This window comes from Streptomyces sp. AM 2-1-1 (assembly GCF_029167645.1).
GTDB lineage: Bacteria > Actinomycetota > Actinomycetes > Streptomycetales > Streptomycetaceae > Streptomyces.
Genome location: NZ_CP119147.1, coordinates 6,470,903 through 6,496,435, shown reverse-complemented (window position 1 = coordinate 6,496,435; position 25,533 = coordinate 6,470,903). Strand labels below are relative to the sequence as shown.

Here is a 25,533-nt window from a genome sequence, read left to right as displayed (position 1 = left end):
AGACGCTGCACTGCCCGTGATCACTCGGAGTGCGATCAGGAGCGGGCCTTCCTGAGACGTCTCCAGCAGATGAGGCCGCAGGCCAGGGAGACGAAGGCGTCGTGGAGTTCGGTGCGGCGTTCCCAGCGGACGGCGAGACGTTTGAATTGGTGGAGCAGAGCGAAGGTCTGCTCGACGACGTAGCGGAGCTTGCCCCGGCCCTTGATGTTCGGTGATCCTTTGCGTGAGATGACGGGCAGGATCCGTCGGCGACGCAGCTCGTCGCGGTTGGGGTTGGAGTCGTAGCCCTTGTCCCCAAGGAGGGCTTCTGGTCGTCGGCGGGGCCGGCCAGGGCGGCCTGCCACGGGTGGAATGCCATCGACCAGGGCCAGGGTTTGGGTGACGTCGTTGACGTTCGCCGCAGTCGTGATCACCTTGAGTGGGGTGCCGCGTCCGTCGCAGATCAAGTGGTGTTTGCTGCCCGTTTTCCGCCGGTCGACCGGCGACGGGCCGGTGTCGGCGCCCTCTTTTTCGCGCGGATGTGGGAACCATCCACGCACGCCCGCGACCAGTCGAGCACACCGGCCGCGTTCAGCTCCGCGAGCAGAACCCGGTGCAGCGTGTCGAAGACCCCGGCCTTCTGCCACCGGTCCAGACGACGCCAGCAGGTCTGCCCTGAACCGAACCCCAGCTCCAGCGGCAGGAGTTGCCAGGCTATGTCGTTGTGAAGGACGAACAGGATGCCCTGGAGGCAGAGCCGATCCGACACCGGCCTCGGCCCCGGAGACCGCTCCGGCCCCGGCGGCAGCAACGGCTCGACCAGAGCCCACAACTCATCGTCCACGATCCACGGTCGAGTACCCACACCCTCACGAACGGCCGAATCATCACACCGGTATCGCCCTACCAGCCATCATTCACAAAATTGTGTTACGAGCTCTTAGGACACTCTGTCGATCCCATCAATTCTGGTCCTGCCGTGGAGTCATTCGGCGACGTCGACTCCGTAGGACCGGGCGAGGTCGGCGAGAGCGTGGTCGTATCCCTGCCCGACCGCGCGCAGCCGCCACCCCTCGCCCCGGCGGTAGATCTCGGCGAGGATCATAGTGCGCTCGGTGGTAGCGGCATCGAGGGTGGCACGGGCGGTCGGAGCCTCGCCGATCCCGCAGGTGGCGACGACCTCCACCGCGCCGACGTCGGAGAATGTGGCGTCGCCGTCGATCGCCGCCGCCACCACGACCCTGGACACCTCCAGGGGCAGCCGCTCGAGGTCAACGCTGATGGCCTGTTCCGTCGGGCCGTCCATGGCGAGCCGTACCGTGCCGTCGGGGTGTCCGGGCGCTCCGTAAAAGACGAAGTCTTCATCTCCCGCGACCTGCTCCTGCGCGTCCAGCCGGAAGGCGACGACATCGACGTCGCATGCGGTGAGCTGCCCCCATGTGGCCGCAACCGTCCACATCGCTCCGGCCTCGGGCAGGTCGACGACCGCACCGCGGACCAGAACTTCTGCCGTGTCCCGCGAGCCCGCGGCCGGGTCCTGCTGCACGAAACCGGGTTCGGGGGCAGGGGCCGAAGTGGGCGCGAGGAGCCAATCGGCGTCGTGGACGGGCAGGCCGAGCGAGGTAATGCGGCTCACGCGCCGGTCCGATTCCCCGCCGGGGAGCAACACGATGTCGGTGACTTTCGCCGAGAGGTTGACCGCTGCGGAGGCGCCGAGCTCGACGACACGGACACGCGCCGCTCCGGCTTCCTCGTGGGTGCCACCCAGCACCAGTACCCGGCGTCCGGCAAGTACCCGGTCCGCCCTGGCAGGACCGGTGCGTGTGACGGGTGCCGTGGTGCGCTGCGCGGGCAATTCGGGCGTAGGCGTGCGGGGCACGGCCGCCGCGTCCCCCGGCGTCTCTGCGGCGCGGCATCGGCCGGCGACTCCGGCTTGGGCCGCGCCCTTGGCCTGGCCGGGCCGCACCTCGTCCAGCAGCCGCAGATAGGTCTGCTCGTCCACCAGGGGCACGCCTTCGGCAATGGCCCGGCGTAGTTTGGCGGTCCCGCCGCCAGGATCATTGCTGACCAGGAGGCTGGTCTGTCCGCTGACCGAAGTCATCATGTTGAGGCCGGCCGCCACCGAGCGGGCTATCAGTTCCTCGCGGGACACCAGGGTTTCGCCGGTGACAGCGACCTTCATCCCCTGTACCAGACAGTTCCCTGCATGGAACCGGCCGGGGTTCCGGTACGCGCAGGGGGCCTTCGGAACGAAGGGCTTGTAGTCCTGGCGTGGCGGGCAGGCCAGGAGCGGAAGGTCCAGGCCCAGACGTCCCGCCGCGTCCAGCGAGCCGTGCAGAATCCCAGCAAGCACCCGGACGTCATCCTGCGCGTCGTGGGCCCGCTCCTGACGCACGCCGTAGTGCGCGGCAAGCGTCCCCAGCTTGAGATTCGGCGTCGCGGGCGCGATCAGCCTGTTGAGAGCCAGCGTGCACAGACGTTTGCTCACGGGCACCCACGAGCGGACGCGGGCGAACTCGTGGGCCAGGAAGTCGTAGTCGAACTGCGCGTTGTGGGCGACCAGGACGCGACCGCCCAGCAGCGCACCGACCTGCGGCGCGATCTGTTCGAAGGTGGGGGCGCCTGCCAGGCGCGCACGGGTGAGCCCATGAACATGCACAGGCCCCGGGTCGCAGCCCGGATCGAGGAGCGTGGAGAACTCGCCGGTCCGTCGACCGTGTCCGTCCAGCGTGACGACCGCGAGGGACAGGACGCGGTCCCGGCCGGGCCTCAGCCCGGAGGTCTCCACGTCCACCAACGCCCAGTCGTAGAAATACTCGGGCAACGTAGGCCACTTCGGGTTCGCTGACAGCAGGGCCATCTCGGGCTCCCCTCCGGGTGCGGCAAGCGGCACACAGCCCTCTCGCGCTCATAATCGGCCAGGTGGATTTTTCCATGCACAGCGCACTCTTGCGGCGGGACTCGCAAGAAGCTCCGCCACCGCTCAGGGCAACAGCCATCCGTCGGACTACCGAGCACAGTGGCCCACTTCGCCTGCGAGGGAGATGGGCGGGTGGCTCGTCAGCCGGGCGATACCAGGGTCGAATAGGGGCCGCACCACGACCGCACATCGGCGGCGGAGCCAGGGAGCGCGTGAGTGCCCGGTGTGGCTGCGCACCACGGCCCCGGGCAGTTGGTGCGGCCGGACATGGCCCGTACAGTCAGGCTTCGCCAACGCCACCCAGGAACGACAACCTGACCTGACGGTTGGTGTTGCTCCTGTTCGTGTCCACCAAACTCCGTTAAGGCAACCCCAGCCTATCCGGATCCCAACGCACGCCTGCCCAGCCGTGGTGGTCACCTCGCGAGGTGACCACCACGGCTGCAGCATCCACTCGGCATGCGTGGCGAGCCGCGCCCAGTCTCCGCCACGTCAGCATCACGCCTTCCTTGCCGACTCGATCACGAGACGTAGCGTTCGGTCACCACCATCGTCGTCCCTGCGAGGACCGCTCCCACGCGCGACTCAGCCCACTCGGCGAGTAGCAGCGGCTTCTCGTCCACGGACTTCAGCAGATGAGCGATCTCCTCGACGGTCGGCGCGACCGGAAGGGCACAGCCGACCATGTCGTGGCCTGTCGCCCTGGTGTGGTTCCCGGCCTCCTCCTCGGGATCGTCCGGCACCCATCGGCCGACCTCGATCTCCCACGAAGTCTCGTCGTCGCCTGGCTCCGGCGCTTCGATCGTCAGGTAGAAGCCGTCGGAGTCGTACGGCTCCACGAAGAGGCGACAGCTGGGGTCGTCGAGTGAAGCCCCCACGTCGCCGCCCTGGGCGTGCGCGGTGACCAGCACCCGGAGGGCAGCGACCGCCTTCTCCCGTTCCTCCGAGGTGAATCCCGACTCGCGTCGGTCGAGCTGCTCGCGCGTCTCGTCGCTCAGCGTGTCCAGCCCGTCGTCGTACTTCACGAAGGGGTGCCTGAACTCCCAGCAGCGCTCGGTCTCCGGCTCGTCCTCGGTGGAAGCTCCCGAGAACTCTGCGAGTCCTGTCTGCAACCCGTGCTTCTCTTCATCCAGTTCGGATTGGATCGCCCTGCTAACCGTGCCGGGGAGAACTGCCACGGCACTTTCCAGGTCGGCCAGCGCCTGGTGAAGCCGCAGGCATACGTACTCGTACCAGAGACTGTGGGCGCCGCCGAAAAGGTTGGGGCGGGCGGCAGGATCGGTCAGGGAGGCGAGGTGCGTGCGCGGGTAGTAGCCCACACGCCGTTCCCGGCGGTCGTGGATGCTGACAGGGACGGTAGCGAAGGCGGAGATCCTGTTGAGGGCGTCGACGACCGGAACCGCAAGGTAAGGCTCGGCAAGACTTGTCACGGTCTTGGACACTACGCCGTCCGGACCTTGGTAGGTCGCCAGGATTTGAGTCTTTCCACGAGTGGCATGCTGAGAGTAGACGGTCAAGGAAACGCCTTTCGGCCGTCCGGCACACGACGGCCGGACAGAACAGGTGCGCAGGAAGCGGGAAGGAGGTGGTGGCGAGGGCGCTTTCCGACGCTCCGTACCTCAAGACGATCGGAGGTGGCCCAGGTACCATCCCAGGCTCCATTCCTGCCCGAAGGTTAGCGCATACCCTGCGCTTCGCAAGCGGATATGCAGCGGGTCTGTCACACGAATCGAGTGACATCCGAACTGGTTTGCCGTGTGGGGCGGGTGGGACGGATTTCGCTGTGTCCAAGCCTCATCCGGAGGAGCTCCTCCAAGACCGTCGTGCGGGTCGCAAGGAACCGCGGCGCAGGCCTGACGGTCGAACGGGTGTCCACTACCTTTGGAGTCCACCCGATGACGCTTTGGAAGTGGATGCGTCGGAGGGACATCGACGACGGGACCAAGCCCGGGACGGCCAGTCAGGAGAATACGGAACTTCAGGAAGCACGGCGGCGGATCAAACTGCTGGAGCAGGAGAACGAGATCCTGCGACTTCGAGACAGCTCAAGCCTGGCACACGTCTGCGGCATTTTCGGCCACCCAACGACGGCGCCCGGCTGCTCCGCGTAACCTCACCGGCATGGGGGCATCAGAATCCGGTCCGGGCCAGGACTCCGACGAGGAGGCACGGCGGCGGCTAAACGCGTACACGTACCTCAGCGCGCCCGAGCGGCTGGAGCACGTCGCGATCATGCGGGTCTTCTGCGGAACGCTGCTGGCGGATCTCGCCGTCCCGGAAATCATGGTGAAACTGCGCCAGGCCGGAACTTTCGCCGCGGGGCTCGACGCCGATACCCTCACAGTCCGGCTGGAACAGCTGGTGGCCTGGGGAAACCTGCTGCGCAGCAGCCACACGGTGAACGCATCCAGCATCAGCGAGTACCAGCGTTCCCGCTCGCGCTACCAGCTGTCGAAACTGGGCGAACGTATCCAGCGGGACGCCGACGGGGTGCTGACCGAGGCCGACGCCGCCCGCGAGGTCAGCAACGAACTGCTGGCCCTGGTCGAGCGCGGACTACGGGAGCTGGCCGACCTCGTGACCGCGCCGGGCGGCGTCGAGCCGCAGGACGGACTGGAGCGAATCAGCACGCTGTTCGTGCAGTTCACCGAGTTCGCGGACTCCATACGCGACTTCTACGCCTACCTCGGCCAGGTGCTGTCCCGCTACGACCTGGACAGCGCCGAGTACCAGGGCTTCAAGGAACTGCTCCTGGACTACGTCGAGGCGATCACGGAGGACGTGGCGTTCCGAGCACCCCGGATTTCGGCGGCGTTGGACACGCTGTGGCCGTACATCCCGGCTCTGCTGGACCGGCTGGACTCCCACGCCCAGGGACTCAACGGGATCTCGACGCAGGCGCAGAGCGAAAGCCGCCCTGACATCCGGATCCAGCGCAGCCGCGGCCGCGAATTCGCGGACTGGGAGGGCCTGCGCGGCTGGTTCTGCAACACCGACGGCCAGGGCAGCCAGGTCGACCAGCTACGCGACGCCACCCTGCGCGCGTTGCAGTCGCTGCTCGCCAACGCCAAGCGAATGCTGCGGTCAGCCACCGGGGAGATGTCCCGGCGCAAGGATCTGCTGCGGCTGGCCCGCTGGTTCGACGAAGCGGCTCCGCGGGACGCACACGACATCGCCGTCGCCGCATTCGGGCTGTACGGCGCCCGCCATCTGGGCATACCTCCGGCCACCGACGAGGTGGTGCCCGCCTACACGAGCTGGTGGACCGGTCCGGTGGTCGAGGTACCGGTGGCCCTGCGCGAGCGAGGCAGCCGGGCCCAGCGGGGGCGGGCCTCAGCGGTAGAGGACCACTCCGCGCAGAAGCGGCTGCTGAGGGAGGCAGCCCGTCAGCGGGCAGCGGCCAGAACAGCGGCAGCCGACGAACTGCGCAGTGCGTCCGGCCGGTTCGCCGACGTACGACTCACCTCGGCGGCGCTCGGGCTGCTTCTGGAGCTGCTGGCCACAGCGCTCGGAAACGCACAGCTCAGAAGGCCCGTCAGCACGGACAGGGAGAGGACGGCGGGGTTCGACCTCGCGTCGGCCAGCAGTGAAGACGCCGAACTGCGTATCCGCTTCACCGTGCGCCGGACGGCAGGCACGCAAACGATGCTGTACTCGGCCGACGGCGACCTGCTGCTGGACGACCTGGAGCTGGACATCGGCCGCACCTCCGCCGCGGTCGACGGCGAAGCGGAGGCGAGCGTGTCATGACCCTCCCCTCGACTCACGACGTAGCCCTGGCAGCCGAGCGCCGCACCGCTGCCCGCTTGCTGCTCGCTCACCCGCTGGTCGCGTCGGACGGCCCCCACGCCGACCTCTTCCCGCTGATCCGCCGGCACGCCGACTGGCTGGGCAAACGGTTCCAGCAGGTGCTTGGCTACCGCCTGCTGGTCGACAGCTCCTACGCCCGGCTGTTCAAGGCGGGGCTGGGGGCGGGTTCGGGTCATCGGTTGGAGCGCTCCACCGGCACCCCGTTCACCCCACAGACGTACGCCTGCCTCGCGCTGGCCTTGTCCGTGCTGGTGACTGCGCCAGAGCAGATGCTGCTGTCCCACCTGGTCGCCGACATCAGGGCCGCCTCGGCCGACGCCGGGATCGAGCTGGAGGGAACGGGCCGGGCGGCTGGGAAGCGGACCCTGGTCGCGGCTCTGCGCCAGCTCGTCGACTGGGGCGTGCTCATCGAGACCGAGGGCCAGGTGGCCGCACTTGCGCAGGAGGCGGGCGGAGAAGCCCTGATCACGATAGACCGGGAGCTGGCACGCGTGGTCGTCGCCGGCCCGCTCTCCCAGGCTCGGAACGGCGCCGACCTGGTCCGGCGGGCAGCGGATCCGGGCTTCGGCGGACCACGCACCTATGTGCGCCGGATGCTCGTCGAGACACCCGTCGTCCACCTCGACGAGCTCACTGACGCCGAGCGTGACTGGCTGCGCACCCGGCAGCGCCGGGAGGCCCAGGCTTTCTCCGAACTCCTTGGTCTGGAGATGGAGATCCGTGCCGAGGGCGTGGCGCTGGTGGACCCCGAGGAAGAACTCACGGATCTGCACCTGCCGGGCACGGGGACCGTCGCACAGGCCGCGCTGCTGCTGGCGGAACGGCTCGTGGAACGCCTTCGGCCGGAGGAACCGGGGCATCCGGCGACCGGCGGGACACTCATCATCGGGGTGGCCGTCCCGGACGGCCTGGTGGACGAGGTCCTCGCCGAGCTCATCACCGAGTACGGGCAACGCAGCAACTGGCAACGCGGCTACCTGGAAGACCTTCCCTCCCTGCGAGAGGCCGTACTGGACCTGCTGGTCCGCATGCGGCTGATGGCCCGCGCGGGCCAGCTGCGCGCCGAGGGCGAAGGACTGCCGGAGGGGTACGTCGAAGAGGCATCGGAAGGACGCACGGTGACCGATGTCCATGGTGCACGGCCCGGCGGCGACGGCTGGTTGCTGCTGGCTGCAGCGGCTCGCTACGCCACCCAAGTCATGGTGCGCCCGGCCACCGCAGTCGGCAAGGACACAGACGTTCAGGAGGAGTTGCCGCTATGACCACCGACGCGCGTGGCCTCGTTCCGCTGCCGCGTTCCGGAGCTGCGACAACCGTCAGCCCCACAAGAGACGGCGGCACCCGCTTCCGGCTGCACCGGGCGGGCATCCAGAACGTCTGGCAGTACGACGAGCAGGAGTTCTCCTTCGGCGACGGACGGCTGCTGCTGCGTGGCAAGAACGGTGCGGGCAAGTCCAAGGCCCTGGAGATGCTGCTTCCGTACCTTCTGGACGGCGACTCCCGGGCACTGGACGCGACAGGCACCGGCCGCACCACGCTCGCGTGGCTGATGCTGGACGGGTTCGAGCAGACCAACCGTCTCGGGTATCTGTGGGTGGAGTTCCGGGGCACAGCCGACGACGGCGGTCACCGCCACCTGACGCTCGGCGCCGCCATCCGCGCCTCGAAGTCGACGCAGAAGGCGCTGCCGACGTTCTTCGTCACCCCGCTGCGGATCGGTGAGGACCTGCATCTGGTCGAGGCGGGCAAGCCGCTACCGGTCGACCGGCTCAAGGAGATCGTCGGCTCCGACAACACGACCGACCGTGCGGTCCAGCACCGCTCACGAGTGGCCCGGGAACTGTTCGGCATCACCGACGCGACGCGTTACCGCAACCTCACACAGCTCCTCCACCGGCTGCGGCGCCCGACAGTCGGCGACCGCATCGAACACGGGGGTCTGGTCTCCCTGCTGAGCGAGACCCTGCCAGGGCTCGACGAGGACGTGGTCGAGAAGGTAGCGCGCAACCTCCACGACCTCGACGCCGTACGGGACGAACTCGGCCGCCTTGAACGCACCGACGCGGCCTTGCGCACGTTTCTCACCAGTTACCGCGGGTACCTGGCCGGGGTCCTGCGCGCTTCCGCCCAGAGCGTGAGCCACGAGCTGGGCGTCCTCGCACAGCGGCGCCGGGCGGCCGGAGACGCCGCACAGCGGACGAGCGACCTGAGGACGCAGGAGGAGGAGTCGGAGGGCCGACTGGAGACCCTGCGCGACGAAGAGCAGAACGCCCGGACCGACCTGGCCGCCCTGCACGCCAGTCACGCCTACCGCAGCCTGCGCGAACTATCGGAGCGCCGCAGCACGGTGGAGGCGCTGCACACCGCCGCCGCGGCTGCGTTCATGACCTTGAGCAACGCGCACGATACGGAGGAGGGTTCGGCCGAGCGACTGGCCGAAGGCGTCGAACACCTCGGAAGCCGACTGGCCGAGCTGGGAAGCGAACATCGGGAGCTGCTGACGCAGGCGGAAAAGGCCGGGCTTCCCACCGGCCATCTCGGCGAGGCGGTGGCCCTGCCGCGAACGGTTCTCGCCCAGGCCACCGAAACCGCGTTGACGACTCCGGACGGGGAGACGCGCGCCGTACGGCACCGGTCGGCGGCCCGCGTGGACACGGTCACGGCTCAGGAAGGACTGCGGTCCTGGCAGAACCAGTTGCAGGACGCCGAGACGGTCGCGAGAAATCGGGCCCGGATGGTGCAGGAGGTAACCCGCCTCATCGCACGGGCGGACGAGGCCCGGGGCGCGGCAGCTCAGGCCGATGCCGAGCGCGAACGGCTAGAGGGCGAGGCGGAAGAGGCCGTCGGCCACCTCGACGGCAGCCGTCAGAAGGTCGCCGAGCAGAGCGGCGCCTACTCCCGTCAAGTCGCCGAGTGGGCGGTGCGCACTCGGACTGCACTGCGTCCCGACCTGCCGTCGCTGGACGCCGTCCACGCCACTGTCGGCCACGAGACCTCTACTGACGCGCCGTTCGTAGACCGCACACTGCCGCCCGACATCGACAGCCATGCGTGGCGGACCGCTCAGGCCGCGTTGGAGCCGTACGGCGAGGAACTCACGGGATGTCGGGACACATTGGCGCTCGACGTCGGTCGACTCGGTGAGGAACTCGACCGTCTGGCGGAGCAGAAGCGGGACTGGGAGCGGCGTACCGACCCCGAGCCGCCGGCCCCACACCATCGTGCTGCCGCGAGGAAGCCGGGCAGTGGAGCACCTTTCTACCGGCTCGTGGACTTCGTGGACGAGCTGGCGCCGACCGACCGAGCTGGTCTGGAAGGGGCGCTGGAGGCGAGTGGAATCCTGGACGCGTGGGTGAGTGCGGACGGCGTCCTGCTCGATTCACGCACCCGCGACACCCTTCTCCAGCAAGGTCCCGTGCTGTCCGACGGACCGACTCTCGCCTCGGCCTTGCGCCCAGCCCCTGAGCCGGGTTGCGGCATCACAACCGAGCAGGTTGAGGGTCTGCTGGCCAGCATTGCACTCGCATCGACACAAGAGACTTCCGCACACAATGAGGTATTTTTCGACGGCAGTTGGCGTCTGGGCGTACTCACCGGTCGCTACGATAAGGGCGACACCGAGTACGTTGGGGCCGCCGTACGGGCCGAGACTCGGCGTCGCATCCTCGCCGAGTTGGAGGAACGAACCACGCAGACGGAACAGCGGCTGGCCGACGTTCGCGAAGCGCTCGCCGTAGCCGATGCCACGCGTCGGGCTCTCACGCTCGCAGAACGGGATTTCCCCAGGGCACGGAATCTCGCGGACGCATGGAGCAGAACCGAGTCAGCAGAACGGACCCTGCGCGGCCTGACCGCCAAGGCGACCCGCGCGGCGCGGCTGGCCGAGGAGACACGCGCTCTCGCGGTATCGGCACGGACCGAGGCGGATTCCACTGCGACCGCCCACGACCTGCCCGGCGACCCGGCCACCCTAGACAGTGTGCGCACCGCACTGACCGGCCTGCTCGGCGGTATCGGGCATCTGCGCAGGGCCGTCAGCGGCACTGGTGGGCGGCTCGGTACCAACCAGGCCGATGCCGACCGGTACGGACGAGCCCAAGGGGATCGCCTGGCCGCGGACGAGAGCTACCGGCTCCACCTCGCCGGACTGCGCACCGCTGAGCAGGACCTGCGTACCCGCGAAAAGGCCATCGGATCGTCCGAGGAAGAGATCCTCTCCCGCGAGCAGGAGGCCAAACAGCGCATCGCGAACGCCGACCGCGCCCTGCCCGGGGCGCAGAAAGCCCGCGACGACCTCCACGACCAGCGCGTGCGCGCGGAAGAGGACGAGAAGCGCCTGCGCGGAACCCTGGCGAACCAGGAAACGACGGTCATCGACACCGGCAGCGCTCTTCGCACTGCTCTCGGCCGACCGGAGGTGGTGCTCGGCGCCGGCCTCGACCGGTCCTCGCTGCCCGAGTACGTGTCGGACGATCCCGGCGCGGACGTGCGCAGCCGTCTGCGAGCGCTGCGGGCCCTCGCCGACGCCGTGGAGCAAGCCCTCGGCCGCCCGAAGGGCGAGGTGTCGGACAGCACCCTGCTCAACCGGCACACCGATCTTCGAGATCAACTGGCCGGTGGGTTCGATGCGCAGCTGGAGGAGCGCCACGGGATCAAAGTGTGTCGGCTGGTCGACGACCACGGGTCTCATGACGTCGCGGCTGTGGGCGAGCGGATCGCGGTTCAGGCCACGGAGGCCCGAGGGCGGCTCACCGAGCGCGAACGTGAGGTCTTCCAGCGGTTCCTGACCGGCGAGCTAGGCGACCACCTCTCGGCGCAGGTCATCACCGCTGCGAACCTGGTCGCGGCTCTCAACGACACCTTGCGGACCGTGCGCACCTCCCACGGCCTCGGCGTCGAGCTGCTGTGGAAGCTAGACGAGGATGTGGACGCGGATGTACGCGCGGCCGTCGAGCTGCTGCGCAGTCCGTCGAGCCTCAGGACGCGCGAGCAGACCGAGCAGCTGCGCGAGGTGCTGCAACGCCGGATCGAGGACGCCCGTCGTGCCGACCCATCGGCCGGTTACGCCGCCCATCTGCGGACCGCGCTGGACTACCGCGACTGGTTCCGCTTCCACACTTTCGTGGTCGAGGACGCGGCCCCAGGCCGCCGTAGGAAACTGACCGGCCGGACGGGGCTCAGCCAGGGCGAACAACGCGTGCTTTCCTACCTCGTGCTCTTCGCCGCAGCAGCCGCCCACTTCAGCAGCCTCGCCGAATCGGCACCTCACGCACCACGCCTGATCCTCCTGGACGACGCCTTCGCCAAGGTCGATGAACCCACCCACGGCCGACTGGGCCGTATCCTCGTCGACCTCGATCTCGACTTCGTCCTCACCAGCGAGCGGCTCATGGGCAACTGGCCCGAGGTTCCGTCCCTGCACATCTACGAGTGCCTTCGTGATCCCCACGTACGCGGGGTGGGCACCCTGCACTACGCCTGGAACGGTCGGCACCGGCGTCTGGTGTCCGTATGAGCGGGCTGCCCGCCGCAACGCGCGACTGGCTGAAGGGACCCGGACTCGTCCGGCTGTGGCAGGGAGCACGTAAACGCCTGGAGAGCAACGGCGTACAGGCCACGGGTTCGCTCCGGCTGACCGCGATGAACGCCCAGGAACGCAACGATCTGTCCCTCCTACTGGGCAAACCCCTCACAGGTGCCGCTGCGACCATACGGCTCGACGTGCTCGACGCACGGCTACGCGCTTCAGCCGTCGGACTCGGACTCAGACGGACTCTGGAAGAACTCGGACCGCCACTCACCGACCGCCGTGCCGCCCGCGCGGACGTGGCGGCGCGGCGGGAGCGGGTGTGGTCGTCCCTTTCTTCGTCACTGGACGCCTCCCCGCTCGCTGACCAGGAATGGCCTCAGCAGTGGTACGACCTGCTGCGCCGTACCGGTGTTCCGAAAGGAGTGACACCTGAAGCGGCGATATGGACACTCCAGCAGGCGGTCCAAGTCCTCACCGCTCTCCTCGGCCCCGAAGGCACTGAACGCAACGGCACGCGCGGCCGAGGAGAACTCGCAGCCATGACGACCGGCTCCGCCCACGGCCTTGACGACGGCACCTGGCTCGCACGCGTCGTCCAACGCGGCGTCGCCCTCGCCCATGGCACCGAGTTCCCCGACGACGCCGCCGGCCGACGCGCTCTGTGGCGGCTGGTGTCCGTCACGCCGGACGAGGTCTCCAGCACGGTGCTCACCTACGGGCTGCGACCCGTCGGCGAGGGCTGGCGGGAGCGTGCTCTGCGGGAGCGGGCCGACCATCACTGCGAAGTTCATGTCACACCACGCGACCTCCGTGACTTCCGGCTGCAGCTCCCCGCCGCAACGCTCATCCACATCTGTGAGAATCCGCGTGTTGTGGAAGCCGCGGCTGACGCCGCCTGCGTCCGGCCCATCGTGTGCACCTCCGGCAGTGCCGCCACCGTGGTCTTCACGCTTCTCGACGCCCTCGCCGCCACGGGTTGCCGCTTCGCGTACCACGGCGACTTCGACTGGCCGGGGATCGCGCTGGCCAACCGGGTGATCCGCCGCTACGAGGCACTGCCATGGCGCATGGACACTGCGGACTACGAGCGCCTGGCCGCTCGCAGTCAATCCGAGGCCATCCCTCAACTGGCTCTCGACGGCGGGCCGGTCGACGCAGACTGGGACCCAGACCTCGCCCCCGCCATGACCGCCCTCGGCGTCGCGCTCCACGAGGAGGCCACCCTCGATCTGTTGGTGGCAGACCTGTCATGCCAGGTGTAGTGCGACGTCAGCATCATGCCGAACTCCCCTGGATTGTCAGTCCCCTTCGGCATCATTGACGCTCACACCTGATACGACACCGTGCCCGGGTGGCGCTGACCAGAGGATCACGTCGCGGGGTGGTGCCGACGATTGGAGTCCGATGGCCGCGGTCAAACCACGCCTGTCTCTTCCTCACGACTTCCTGCGTACGGTCATCGCGCGGGCGTCCGAGGATTCCCCGCCTACCCGCATGGCTGTCGAGGCGATTCGCGCGGCGCCCCCGGGCACGGATCGGGACGGCCTGGTCATGTCCCTTCTTACAGGACCGCTCGCAAAGTCCGCGCCCGAGTGGCTGTTGGCCATGGCAGTGGAGAGCGATCTCAGTCACGAACCGCGCCCGCACACGACGTCCGAGCGCGTGGACCTGACCCGCGTCGCTCTGTCGCACCAAGCCTGCCCGGAGGCATACAGGGCGCAGGTCCTGCAGAAGTGCCCTGAGCCGCGACTCGGTGCCCTTGGCCGGAGAGAGGGTGGCGCAGCACTCATCCACGCCGTCGTCGCTGAGCTCCGCCGGCGGTCGACATCGCGCCTGCCCATCACCCCCGAGCTGCTAAAGGTTCCGACGCCCGCCCAGGTCGTTCTTGGTGAACACGGCCTGCACGAGGACGTGTTCGTCGCAGCCATCGACTGCCTACCGCTCGGGCCGGACAAGCTTGACGGCGAAGAAGACGTCGACGCGTGGATGGAGCGTCACCGCGCCGCATCCGACGCCTGGGAAAGCATGTGGGAAGGCGTCCTACGGGTCCAGACCGAACATCACCGCCGCCTGCTGGAATGGTCCGCAACGCACCCCGCAGCCGACCGCGTGGTGCGTGAGCACCTGATCGGATCCATACCGTGGCACGTAGAACCAGCCTTGTTGGAGGAAGTCGCGGCACACAACCTGGAGTCCTTCCAGCGTGCGGTCCTCGTCACCCGGATTTCCCGGTCCTGCCGGGACGGGCTGACGCCCACGCAGGCTCGGGAGCGCTACGCCGACGCGTTGGCGGCCGCGTCCCAGGACGAGCGCGACTACGTGGAACGATTCCTCGACGAGGAGATGCAGTCCGAGTCCATCCAGACCGTTCTTTGCCGCCTCGCCGTCGACTGGGTGGAGCGGGCAGGAAGCCAGACCTGGCGGTTCCTCCTCAACCCCGGAGAGGCCCGGCGTTACGGCCGGCCCCGAGAATGGCTGGCGTCCCAGGAGCTCGTCGCCGCCCTCGCCACGCGGTTCGCAACCATCTGCCTTTCTGCTCTGAACGTCTGGGAACCGGAACCCGCCTCGCGCTATCGGGTCGTGCGCGACCTCGGCTGGTTGCACGCACTCCTCGTCCATCTCCCCGAAGTCACGGAGGAGACGCGGCAGAGGGCGCGTCTTGTAGTTGAGGACACCAGGCGGTCTCTGGCTACCCGGTCCAGCGCATACGGCTACCCCTCCAACCATTCCGGGTGGGAAGAGAACCAACGGGCCGAGAAACTGATGGCCACCATCATGCCGCTCGTCACGGATCCCGTCCCTGCCCTGCCGGGCCGACGCACGGCCTCCCTCGGCGACCCTCAAAGCATCCGGTTCAGACAGCTTGCCGACGCCGACGAGGCCGTTCTCGTCGCGTACCTGGACCGGCACACGGGGAACGACGCGCTCGTCGAGGAGGCCCTGCTCTCCTTCGCCGCCCGCTCCTACCGAAAGTCCCTCGCCTTCGACGACGTACTGGCCCGCCACTCCGCCCCGCAGCAGACTCTGCTCGACCTCACCCTGCACCTGCGCAGGCGCCTGGGCGGTGGTCCCGAACTGCGCGGAAGCTGGGCCGAGATCATGCTGGGCCGGCCCGAGTGCCCTCCGGAGCTGCTCCGGCTGCTGCCTGCCTGGTCAGCAGTCAAAGCACGCGGCCCGCGCTATGACACCACTCATCCTGCAGTCGCGGCCTACGTCTCCGAGGTGCTCGGCGACAGTGACGCGGCTTGGCAGCGGTTCGCAGCAAGCCCCATGTCGCACGCCGGCCCGGGCGCCTGGCACCGGCTGGGCGACCTCCTCGGCGCGGCGGTCGACGGAGTCGCGTGGCCGGCACCTCCGCCAGGACGCTGACGGCCTCCGTGTCGATCAGCCTCAGAGGGTGTTTTGTCCCGTTGTTTCATCCCGGGTTGCGCGGTTGTAGATGGTTCATGCGTCGCGCCATGTTGGGGTGGATTCTGCGGTGAGTCTGCGGGTCATGAGGTTGATCATCGCGAGGTGGATCATGGCTTCGGAGCGGTGTGGGTTTGCTTCGTAATCGCGGGCCAGGCGTCGGTGGTTCATGAGCCATCCCAGGGTGCGCTCGACAGTCCAGCGGCGGGGCAGAACGGCAAAGCCCCTGGTAGTGGGGTCGCGGCGGACGATGTGCATGTCGATGCCGAGCGTGGCGGCGTGCTCGACGAGGTGCTGGCGGTAGCCGCCGTCGACCCAGGCTTTGCGGACGGTGGGATGCTCGGTGGTGACTCGTTCGATGAGGGTTCGGCCGGCGGCTGAGTCCTGCACGCTGGCCGCGGTGACCAGCACTCCGAGGAGGAGTCCGACGGTGTCGATGGCGATGCTCCGCTTGCGGCCGACGATCTTCTTGCCCGCGTCGATGCCTTGCCCGATGGCGGGGACGTTGGTGGAGGTCTTGATGCTCTGGGAGTCGATGACGCAGGCGGTCGGTTCGTCACCCCGGCCTTCCTGCCTGCGGACTTGGCGCCCGAGGAGGCTGTTGAGCTGATCGAATACGCCTTCTTCCTGCCAGCGGGCGAAGTAGGTGTACACGGTGTTCCAGGGCGGGTAGTCGTGCGGCAGATAGCGCCACGGGATACTGGTGCGGTTCGCGTAGAGGACCGCGTCAAGAAGACTGCGCAGGTCATGATTCGGTGGCCTGCCGATGTCCAGGCCGCGGCCGCGGCGCTCGGACCGCCAGGCAGTCAGGACCGGCTCGACCAGCTCCCATCGGGCATCGGAGAGGTCACTTGGATAGCGACGGCGCTCAGTCATGACTCTGGAATACCGGCCGGCCGAGGATCCGGCCCAGGCGCATGCAACAGGCGCGCGAAGCGAACGGTGCACGACGACGCGTGTGGGATGAAACAGGAGGAGTGCGGGCGAGACGACGGCATCAGCACCCCACACGCACCAGCGCGACCTCGAGAAGCACCCATCTCATCAAAGCGGATTCGCATAACACATGAAGTTGCACTAAAAGAGGCGTAAACACCCTCTGAGAAGCGACCGCCTCTAGGGACCACCGCGCGTACGACACGGCACCGAACGAGTGTGAGGGAGCCGGTGACGAAGTTTACTGGTCAACCGATCGACGATCTTCAGAAGCTCTCCTCCCCAAAAAAATGAGCAGCAGGGAGGCGGAACAAGCGTGTGAGGAGCAGCGCTTCGATTGCACGGCGAGGGCTTATACAAGCCTGCGTGACAGGTTCGGACACACGATCCGAGGGTCCGGTTGGTGCGGCCGGAGTTCCCGCCTATCGTGCAACCAGATTGGGTCACCCACCGAAGAAGCTCAACCGCACCCGACGCTCCGCATTGTCGACATTCGTGTCCACCAGGCACACCGACTGCCAGGTGCCCAGCTCCAGGCGGCCCGCGATGACCGGCAGGGTGGCGTGGGGCGGTACGAGGGCGGGGAGGACGTGGTCACGGCCGTGGCCCGGGGTTCCGTGGCGGTGCTGCCAGCGGTTGTCGGCGGGAAGCAGGGTGTGCAGGGTCGCCAGCAGATCGTCGTCGCTGCCGGCGCCGGTCTCCAGGACGGCGATTCCGGCTGTCGCGTGGGGGACGAAGACGTTCAGCAGGCCGTCACGGCCGACGGCGGCACGGGACAGGAACTGCTCGCAGTCGTGGGTCAGGTCGGTGACCGTCTCCGAGGACCCGGTGGTGAGGTGCAGGACGTGTGTGGTGAAGGAATCAGCCATGCCGCCATCTTCCCGTCCCGCCGGGCCGGACGCGCGCTCCTGCGCCTCGGCGGCGGAGCTGAGGGCCGGGGGTGGCCCGGAAAGGAGTGCCGCGGGCGACGCCGTCGCGGAGGGCGAGGCCCGGAAAGGAGTGCCGCGGGCGACGCCGTCGCGGAGGGCGAGGGAAGACGAGCCGCGCCGCCGCGGTTGGTAGAAGCGTGAACGAATCTGAGGTACGGGACATCGACGTGGTGGTGATCGGCGCCGGGCAGGCCGGACTCTCCGCCGCGCACCACCTCGCACGGGCCGGCCTGGAGCCGGATCACGACTTCGTCGTTCTCGACCATGCCCCACGGCCGGGAGGTGCCTGGCAGTTCCGGTGGCCGTCGCTGACGTACGGCAAGGTGCACGGGATGCACTCGCTGCCGGGCATGGAACTGACCGGCGCCGACCCGGACCTGCCCTCCTCCGAGGTGATCGGCGCCTACTTCGACGCCTACGAGCAACGCTTCGGCCTCCGGGTGCACCGGCCGGTCGACGTCACCGCCGTCCGGGAGGGTGACGGAGGTCGGCTACGGGTCGAGACGTCGGAGGGGGTGCACGCCACGCGGGCGGTGATCAACGCGACCGGTACCTGGGACCGGCCGTTCTGGCCCCGCTACCCGGGGCAGGACACGTTCCTCGGACGGCAGCTCCACACGGTGTCGTACCCCGGGCCGGCCGAGTTCGCCGGGCTTCGGGTGCTGGTGGTCGGGGGCGGCGCCTCCGGGACCCAGCACCTGATGGAGATCGCGGACGTCGCGGCGGCCACCTACTGGGTGACCCGGCGCGAGCCCGTCTTCCGCGAGGGCCCGTTCGGGGCCGAGGAGGGGCGCGCCGCCGTCGCCCTGGTGGAGGAACGGGTACGCCGGGGGCAGGCGCCCCGCAGTGTGGTGAGTGTGACCGGGCTGCCCCTCAATGACGCCATCCGTGCCGCGCGGGCGCGCGGCATTCTCGACCGGCTGCCGATGTTCGACCGCATCACCCCGACCGGGGTGGCCTGGGACGACGGGCGGCGCGGCGGCATCGACGCCGACGTGATCCTCTGGGCGACCGGTTTCCGGCCCGCCGTGGATCACCTGGCCCCCTTGAGACTGCGGGAGCCCGGGGGTGGAATCCGGGTGGAGGACACGCGGGCGGTGCGGGACGGGCGTGTCCACCTCGTCGGCTACGGCCCCTCCGCGAGCACCATCGGCGCCAACCGGGCCGGACGCACCGCCGCACGTTCGGTCATGCGCCTGCTGGCGGAAACCCGTAGGGAGGTCCGTACGGAGGTCCACCCCGGAGGCCGTACCGACGTCCGTGCGGAGAGCGGTACGGAAGGTGGTACGGAGGTCCGCATCGCCGGAGGCCACCCAGAAGGCTCCACGGAGAGCCGCGCGTCCGCGGGCGTACCGGCCTGATCTCGGGCGGGCAGCGTGCGGCAGCGGGTCGACGGCCGTAGCGTGCCGTGCCGCGCCGGGCGGTACCGCGCCGGTCCGGGGCTCAACCGGTGGGGGCGGCGGTGCTCCGGCGCTTGCGGTTGAACTCGGCGACGTTGCGCCGGTGCGCCGCGTACTCCTCGGTGAAGCGCGTGTCCCCCGGTCCCACCGTCACGAAGTACAGCCACGGGCCTGCGGTCGGGCCGGTGGCGGCCCGCATCGCCTGTTCACCGGGGTTCCCGATCGGGGTGGGAGGGAGCCCTTTACGCCGGTAGGTGTTGTAGGGACTGTCGATGCGGGTGTCGTCGGCGGTGGTGTCCAACGTGGAGCGCCGCAGGGCGTAGTTGAGCGTCGAGTCCATCTGCAGCGGCATGTCCTTCAGCAGGCGGTTGTGGACGACCCGGCCCACTTTGCCCATGTCGGAGGCGGTGTCCGCCTCCGCCTGGATGACGCTGGCGAGGGTCACCGCCTGGTAGGCGCTGATGTGCCGGCCCAGCGCTCCGGCGGTGACCCGGGGGTCCTGGAACCGCTCGGTCGCGGTGCGCACCATGTAGCGCAGGAGGCTGCGGGGGGTCGTGTCGGAGCGGATGGGATAGGTGGCCGGGAAGAGAAAACCCTCCGGGTTCCCGTGGGCGGCCCCGGGAAGCGGAAGGCGGGCCCCGGGCACGGCCTTCTCGGTGGTGCCCGGTGGGACTCGGAGCGCCCGGTCGACGGCCGTATAGACCTGCGCCGCCCGCCATCCCTCGGGAATCACCAGGGAGGCGGTCTGTTCCACGTTCCTCTCGGGTCGGTCCTGGCGTACGAGGAGGGGTGCCGCGACCACCGCCGCAGCGGCGACCGCACCGCCGAGGAGCAGCATCGCCTTGCCCCGTCGTGTGGGCCGGAGCCTCCGGCGGGACCGGTACGCGCCGTGATCATTCACCATGCGGGCACGATAACCGTACAAATCCCCCGATCGATGGCAGCGACGCTCGACTCTCGGCAACCCGGCGGGCGGCTCTCCCCAACCCGACGGGCAGCGCCGGCCCCGGGGCGGGCGATCAGCCCGGCGCGGGAGCCAATTGGGTATCTCGGCGGATGAGCGCCGCGTACCGTCCGTCCCGCGCGAGAAGTTCGTCGTGGGTACCGCGTTCGACGGTACGGCCGCCTTCCAGGACGACGATCTGGTCGGCGTCCCGGATGGTGGAGAGGCGGTGCGCGATGGTGAGGGTGGTGCGGCCGGCGGAGAGGGCGTCGATCGCTTCCTGTACGGCGTGTTCCGTACGGGTGTCGAGGGCACTGGTCGCCTCGTCGAGCACCAGGACCGGAGGGTCGCGCAGGATCGTCCGGGCGATGGCGAGGCGTTGCTTCTCCCCACCGGAGAAGCGGTACCCGCGCTCGCCGACGAGGGTGTCGTATCCGTCGGGGAGCGACGCGATGTGGTCGTGGATCTGGGCGGCGCGCGCCGCTGCCTCGATCTCCTCGTCGGTGGCGTCGGGCTTGGCGAACCGGAGGTTCTCCGCGACCGAGGCGTGGAAGAGGTAGGTCTCCTGCGAGACCACGCCGACGGCCCTGGCGAGGGAGTCGAAGTCGAGGTCGCGCACGTCGATCCCGTCGATCGTCACGCGGCCGGCAGTGACGTCGTAGAGCCTGGGCACGAGGTAGCTCAGAGTGGACTTGCCGGACCCGGTGGGCCCGACCACCGCCAGGCTGGTGCCCGCGGGCACCTTCACGTCGATGTCGCTGAGCGTGGGGCCGCTCTTCTCGTCGTAGCCGAAGTCGACGTGTTCGAAGACGACCTCGCCGCGGATGCGGTCCAGCCGCACGGGATTCCCGGTCTCCGTGATGTCGACCTCGAGATCGAGGTACTCGAAGATGCGCTGGAAGAGCGCGAGGGAGGTCTGCATCTGGACTCCCGTGGCGAGCAGGCTCACCGCGGGCCGGAACAGTCCTTGCTGGAGCGAGACGAAGGCGACGAGTGTGCCGATGGAGACGGCGGTGGTACCGGAGCTCATGGCCAGACCGGCGGCCCAGTAGATGACGGCGGGCATGGCGGCCATGACGATGCCGATGGTCGACATCCGCCAGCGTCCCGCCATGTTGGCGCGGACTTCGAGGTCGACCAGCCGCTCCGACTCCTCGGAGAAGCCCTTGATCAGTGAGTCGGACCGCCCCATCGTGCGGCCGAGCAGGATGCCGCTGACGGAGAGGGACTCGGTGACGGTCGCGGCCATCGCGGCCATCTGCCGCTGCCGCTGGGTGGTGATCTTCTTCCGCTCGCGTCCGACGCGGCGGCTGATCCACACGAAGACGGGAAGCAGGAGCAGCGAGACGACGGTGAGCCGCCAGTCCAGCGCGAGCATCGCGACGACCGTGGCCACGACGGCGGTGAGGTTCGAGACCAGGGAGGTGGCCGTGGAGGTGACGGTCGCCTGCATCCCCCCGATGTCGTTGGCGATGCGGGACTGCACCTCACCGGTCCGGGTCCTGGTGAAGAAGGCGAGCGGCATGCGCTGGAGCTGGGTGTAGACGCCGGTGCGCAGGTCGTGCATGACCCGTTGGCCGACGGTGGTGGAGATGAGGGTCTGGAGCACGCCGAAGACGCTGCTCGTCACGGCGGCGGCGATCATCCCGAGCACGAGCAGCGTGAGCAGGCCGGTACGCCCCTGGGGGATGGCGGTGTCGAGGATCTCGCGGAGCAGGAAGGGTGAGGCGACCGCCACCAGGGAGGAGGCGCCGACCAGCAGCCCCACGACCGCGAGGCGGCCCCGGTACGGGCGGAAGAGACGGAGGATGCGGCGCACCTCGGCGGGCGGCTGCGGGCCGTCCTTGGGTGGGGGCGTCCAGGTGGGTTCGTCGGGTTTCATGGGCTCCTGCTGAAAGTGCGGGGTGCTGGGTGCGGATGGACGGCCGCTCGGCCCGCGCCGGCCGGGCGGGACGCGAGCCGTGGGGCGAACCGGCGAGTGGGCTGGGAGCGAGCGGCGGCAGAAGGCTGGGGCAGAAGGTGGGGTGCTGGGGCTGGGGCTGCGAACGGAGCAGGCAGGGGCCCAGCGTGGTCGGGCGCCTAGGGATGCGGTGATCCGAGCCGTGAAGAGCGTATCTCACTGTTACCTATACTCACAATGAACCAGGTCCTGATATTGTTCCCCCATGGACTCCCCCGATTCCGACGGTCACCTCGCCGAGCAGCTGCTGCGGCTGACCCGTCGGCTCCACCGCATCCAGAGCCGCCAGCTGGAGCCGATCGGCATCACGCCCGCGCAGTTCCGTCTGCTGCGCGCCGTCGCACAGTACGACTCGCCGCCCCGGATGGCCGATCTCGCGCAGCGGTTGGACGTCGTCCCGCGTGCCGTGACCAGCCTGGTGGACGGCTTGGAGGCGGGCGGCCGGGTGCGCCGGGCGCCGGATCCGGCCAACCGGCGGGTGGTGCGCATCGAGATCACCGACGAGGGGCGGGCCACGCTCGGCTCGCTGCGCGACGCGCGCCGGGCCGCCGCGGAGGAGATCCTGACTCCGTTGACCGCCGAACAGCGCGAGGTGCTCGGCGGTCTGCTGGCCGCTCTGGTCGAAGGGCTTCCGGGGCGCCGCTGCTGAGCCGTCGTACCCGGACGCGGGAGGACCGCGTCCGGCCGCCCGAGGGGATGCCGTCATGCCGGAGATGCCACTGCTGGAGCCGGGGCCGCACGCCCTGCGTCCGGGCGGCCCGCGGGAGGCGGCCCCCGACCGGGTCTCCGACCGGAGTGCGACGGGTACCCCCGAGCCCCTGCGGTCGGATCTGATCGCGCTGCTGGGTGCCGGGAAGGTGCTCTGGAAGGTCTCCGACCTCGTGAAGTACGCCTCCGACGCCAGCCCGTACCGATTCCTGCCCCGAGTCGTGGTCGTCGCCGAGGACGTCGACGACATCTCGGCGGTGCTGTCGTACGCACATGGCAAGAAGAGGAACGTCGTCTTCCGCGCCGCCGGCACCAGTCTGAACGGCCAGGCCCAGGGCGAGGACATCCTCGTCGACGTCCGCCGCCACTGGAGCGGCATCACGGTCCTGGACGGCGGCACGCGGGCCAGGATCCGGCCCGGCACCACGATCGCGCGGGCCAACGCCGCCCTCGCCCGCCACGGCAGGGTGCTCGGCCCCGACCCCGCCAGTGCGATCGCCTGCACGGTCGGCGGGGTCGTCGCCAACAACGCGTCCGGGATGACGGCGGGCACCACGCGCAACAGCTACCGGACGGTCTCCTCCCTCTCCTTCGTCCTGCCGGGCGGCACGATGGTGGACACCGCCGATCCGGCGGCCGACGAGCTCCTCGCGCGGTCCGAGCCCCGCCTCTGCGAGGGGCTGCTGGCGCTGAAGGAGGAGATCGGGGCGGACGAGGTGCTCACCGCCCGCATCCGTGCCAAGTACGAGATCAAGAACACCAACGGCTACCGGCTGGACGCGTTCCTGGACGGCACGACGCCGGTGGAGATCCTGCGAGGGCTGATGGTGGGCTCCGAGGGCACCTTCGGTTTCCTCTCGGAGATCGTCTTCGACACCCTGCCGCTCGACCGGAGGCTCTCCACGGCCCTCCTCTTCTTCCCCTCGCTGACCGCGGCCGCCGCAGCGGTGCCGCTGTTCAACGCGGCCGGCGCCCTCGCCGTGGAGGTGATGGACGGCAACACCCTGCGCGCCTCCGTCAGCGTGCGAGGGGTGCCCGCGGACTGGGCGGCCCTGCCCCGGGCGACGGCGGCCCTGCTGGTCGAGTTCCGCGCCCCGGACGAGGCGGCGCTGGAGGGGTACGAGCGCGCGGCGGCCTCCGTGGTGGCGGGGCTCGACCTCGTCGCCCCGGCCGCGTCGGTCACCAACGTGTTCACCCGCGACCGGGCGACGATCAACGGGTACTGGAAGGCGCGCAAGGCCTTCGTCACCGCGGTCGGCGGCTCGCGCCCCTCGGGCACGACACTGATCACGGAGGACTTCGCGGTACCGCCGTCCCGGCTGGCGGACGCCTGCGAGGCCCTGCTCGAACTCCAGGAGCGGCACGGCTTCGACGCGGCGGTGGCCGGCCACGCCGCCCACGGCAACCTCCACTTCCTGCTCGCCTTCGACGCGGGTGCCCCCGCCGACGTCGAGCGGTACGCCGCGTTCATGGAGGCGTTCTGCACGCTCGTGGTGGACCGGTTCGACGGCTCGCTGAAGGCCGAGCACGCCACCGGCCGCAACATCGCCCCCTTCCTGGAGCGCGAATGGGGTCCGCGCGCGACCGAACTCATGTGGCGTACGAAGCGGTTGATCGATCCGGCCGGAGTGCTGGCTCCCCGGGTCGTCCTGGACCGCGATCCCCGGGCACACCTGCGCGGCCTCAAGACGATTCCCTCGGTGGAGCCGGTCGCGGACCCATGCATCGAGTGCGGCTTCTGCGAACCCACCTGCCCCAGCCAGGACCTCACCACCACACCGCGCCAACGGATCGTGCTGCGGCGGGAGATGCTGCGCCAGAGCGACGGCTCCCCCGTCGAGAACGCCCTGCTCGACGCGTACGGCTACGACGCGGTGGACACCTGCGCGGGCGATTCCACCTGCATGCTCGCGTGCCCCGTCGGCATCGACACCGGCGCGATGATGAAGGGTTTCCGCTCGCAGCGGCACTCGCCCCGCGAGGAACGGATCGCGGCGCTGACCGCACGGCACTTCGGTGTGGTGGAGGCAGCCGCCCGCCTCGCCGTGGGGGTGGCGGGCAGCCTCGGCGACCGGGTGCGGGATCCGCTGCTGACCTCGGTGACCCGGCTCGCCCGCCGGGTGGTCCGTCCGGACCTGATGCCCGAGTGGCTGCCGCAATTGCCGCCGGCGGCCCTCCGCGCGCTTCCGCCCACCTCACGCGCCGGGGCGCACGCGGTCTACTTCCCCGCGTGCGTGAACCGTATCTTCGCGGGTCCCGGAGGGCGGCGGGAGCCGTCGCTCGCGCACTCCGTCGTCGCGCTCTCCGCCCGCGCCGGCCGGCCGGTGTGGATCCCGGACGACGTCACCGGGACCTGCTGCGCGACGATCTGGCACTCCAAGGGGTATGACGCTGCCAACGCCGTGATGGCCAACCGCGTCGTGGAGGCGGCGTGGGGCTGGACGGGCGGGGGCGCGCTTCCGCTGGTGGTCGACGCCACCTCCTGCACCCTCGGCATCGCACGGGAGGTCGTCCCCCACCTCACCGACGAGAACCGCGCGCTGCACGCGGAGTTGACGGTGGTGGACTCGCTCGCCTGGGCCGCCGACGAACTGCTCCCCCGCCTCACGGTGGTGCGCACGGTCGGATCGGCCGTCGTGCACCCGACGTGCTCGATGGAGCATCTCGGCCTGGTGGAGCGGCTGCGCGCACTCGCGGGGGCGTGCGCGGAGGAGGTGTTCGTGCCCGACGACGCGAGGTGCTGCGGGTTCGCCGGCGATCGCGGAATGCTGCACAAGGAGTTGACCGATTCGGCGACCGCCAAGGAGGCCGCCGAGGTCGCCACCCGTGACTTCGACGCCCATCTCTCGGCCAACCGCATGTGCGAGATCGGCATGGACCGGGCCACCGGGCACCCGTACCGCTCGGTCCTGATGGAACTCGAGCGGGCGACGCGACCGGCTCGGGCGACGCACGCGACCGGCGGACCGGGCTGACGCTCCCGTCCCCCCCGCACGCTCCGCCGTGCCCT

The 25,533-nt window shown here is 69.6% G+C and carries 15 protein-coding genes; 8 read left to right on the top strand and 7 right to left on the bottom strand.

Features of this window, described 5'->3' with window-relative positions; genetic code table 11:
• Positions 1-35: 35 nt before the first annotated feature.
• The 3 genes from PZB77_RS28290 to PZB77_RS28280 all read right to left on the bottom strand — a co-directional run bounded on the left by PZB77_RS28290 (position 36) and on the right by PZB77_RS28280 (position 4,341).
• Positions 36-844, bottom strand: a protein-coding gene (locus PZB77_RS28290) for an IS5 family transposase (protein WP_275495467.1) whose coding sequence is annotated in 2 segments (ribosomal slippage) — positions 36-524 and positions 527-844 — 807 coding nt in all. Because the reading frame shifts where the segments join, the coding sequence is not laid out codon by codon here.
• Positions 845-964: 120 nt separating this feature from the next.
• Positions 965-2,839: a TerD family protein gene (locus PZB77_RS28285; RefSeq protein WP_275495466.1), complete on the bottom strand. Its 1,875-nt coding sequence runs from the start codon at positions 2,837-2,839 to the stop codon at positions 965-967.
• A gap of 581 nt (positions 2,840-3,420) precedes the next feature.
• A complete protein-coding gene (locus PZB77_RS28280) occupies positions 3,421-4,341 on the bottom strand; it encodes a hypothetical protein (RefSeq protein ID WP_275495465.1) in 921 nt (306 codons plus the stop codon).
• A 679-nt stretch (positions 4,342-5,020) separates the two neighbouring features.
• Between PZB77_RS28280 and PZB77_RS28275 the strand changes: the two genes are divergently transcribed.
• The 5 genes from PZB77_RS28275 to PZB77_RS28255 all read left to right on the top strand — a co-directional run bounded on the left by PZB77_RS28275 (position 5,021) and on the right by PZB77_RS28255 (position 15,608).
• Positions 5,021-6,649: a TIGR02677 family protein gene (locus PZB77_RS28275; RefSeq protein WP_275495464.1), complete on the top strand. Its 1,629-nt coding sequence runs from the start codon at positions 5,021-5,023 to the stop codon at positions 6,647-6,649.
• The gene (locus tag PZB77_RS28270; RefSeq protein WP_275495463.1) at positions 6,646-7,971 is read left to right on the top strand and encodes a TIGR02678 family protein; all 1,326 of its coding nucleotides are present in this window, start codon (positions 6,646-6,648) and stop codon (positions 7,969-7,971) included. Before PZB77_RS28275 ends, PZB77_RS28270 begins: the two co-directional genes overlap by 4 nt.
• Positions 7,968-12,224, top strand: a complete 4,257-nt coding sequence (locus PZB77_RS28265) for a TIGR02680 family protein (protein ID WP_275495462.1) — start codon at positions 7,968-7,970, stop codon at positions 12,222-12,224. Before PZB77_RS28270 ends, PZB77_RS28265 begins: the two co-directional genes overlap by 4 nt.
• Positions 12,221-13,501, top strand: a complete 1,281-nt coding sequence (locus PZB77_RS28260) for a TIGR02679 family protein (protein ID WP_275495461.1) — start codon at positions 12,221-12,223, stop codon at positions 13,499-13,501. The genes PZB77_RS28265 and PZB77_RS28260 overlap by 4 nt, the downstream gene beginning before the upstream one ends.
• Before the next feature lie 142 nt (positions 13,502-13,643).
• Complete coding sequence (locus tag PZB77_RS28255; RefSeq protein WP_275495460.1) at positions 13,644-15,608, top strand: hypothetical protein; 1,965 nt, start codon at positions 13,644-13,646, stop codon at positions 15,606-15,608.
• A gap of 75 nt (positions 15,609-15,683) precedes the next feature.
• Here the strand turns inward: PZB77_RS28255 and PZB77_RS28250 are convergent, their stop codons facing one another.
• Both PZB77_RS28250 and PZB77_RS28245 read right to left on the bottom strand, forming a co-directional pair.
• Positions 15,684-16,523, bottom strand: a complete 840-nt coding sequence (locus tag PZB77_RS28250; protein WP_275495459.1) for an IS5 family transposase — start codon at positions 16,521-16,523, stop codon at positions 15,684-15,686.
• A gap of 503 nt (positions 16,524-17,026) precedes the next feature.
• A complete protein-coding gene (locus tag PZB77_RS28245) occupies positions 17,027-17,452 on the bottom strand; it encodes a secondary thiamine-phosphate synthase enzyme YjbQ (protein ID WP_275495458.1) in 426 nt (141 codons plus the stop codon).
• A 197-nt stretch (positions 17,453-17,649) separates the two neighbouring features.
• On the opposite strand from PZB77_RS28245, the gene PZB77_RS28240 reads away from it, so the two are divergent.
• Entirely contained in the window at positions 17,650-18,873 is a 1,224-nt protein-coding gene (locus PZB77_RS28240) for an FAD-dependent oxidoreductase (protein ID WP_275495457.1), read from the top strand.
• Between the two features lie 82 nt (positions 18,874-18,955).
• Here the strand turns inward: PZB77_RS28240 and mltG are convergent, their stop codons facing one another.
• Both mltG and PZB77_RS28230 read right to left on the bottom strand, forming a co-directional pair.
• A complete protein-coding gene (gene mltG / locus PZB77_RS28235) occupies positions 18,956-19,816 on the bottom strand; it encodes an endolytic transglycosylase MltG (protein ID WP_275495456.1) in 861 nt (286 codons plus the stop codon).
• Positions 19,817-19,931: 115 nt separating this feature from the next.
• Positions 19,932-21,737, bottom strand: a complete 1,806-nt coding sequence (locus PZB77_RS28230; protein ID WP_275495455.1) for an ABC transporter ATP-binding protein — start codon at positions 21,735-21,737, stop codon at positions 19,932-19,934.
• 283 nt (positions 21,738-22,020) lie between these two features.
• Between PZB77_RS28230 and PZB77_RS28225 the strand changes: the two genes are divergently transcribed.
• A complete protein-coding gene (locus PZB77_RS28225; protein WP_275495454.1) occupies positions 22,021-22,464 on the top strand; it encodes a MarR family transcriptional regulator in 444 nt (147 codons plus the stop codon).
• 64 nt (positions 22,465-22,528) lie between these two features.
• Positions 22,529-25,498: an FAD-binding and (Fe-S)-binding domain-containing protein gene (locus PZB77_RS28220; RefSeq protein WP_275496246.1), complete on the top strand. Its 2,970-nt coding sequence runs from the start codon at positions 22,529-22,531 to the stop codon at positions 25,496-25,498.
• Positions 25,499-25,533: the final 35 nt, after the last annotated feature.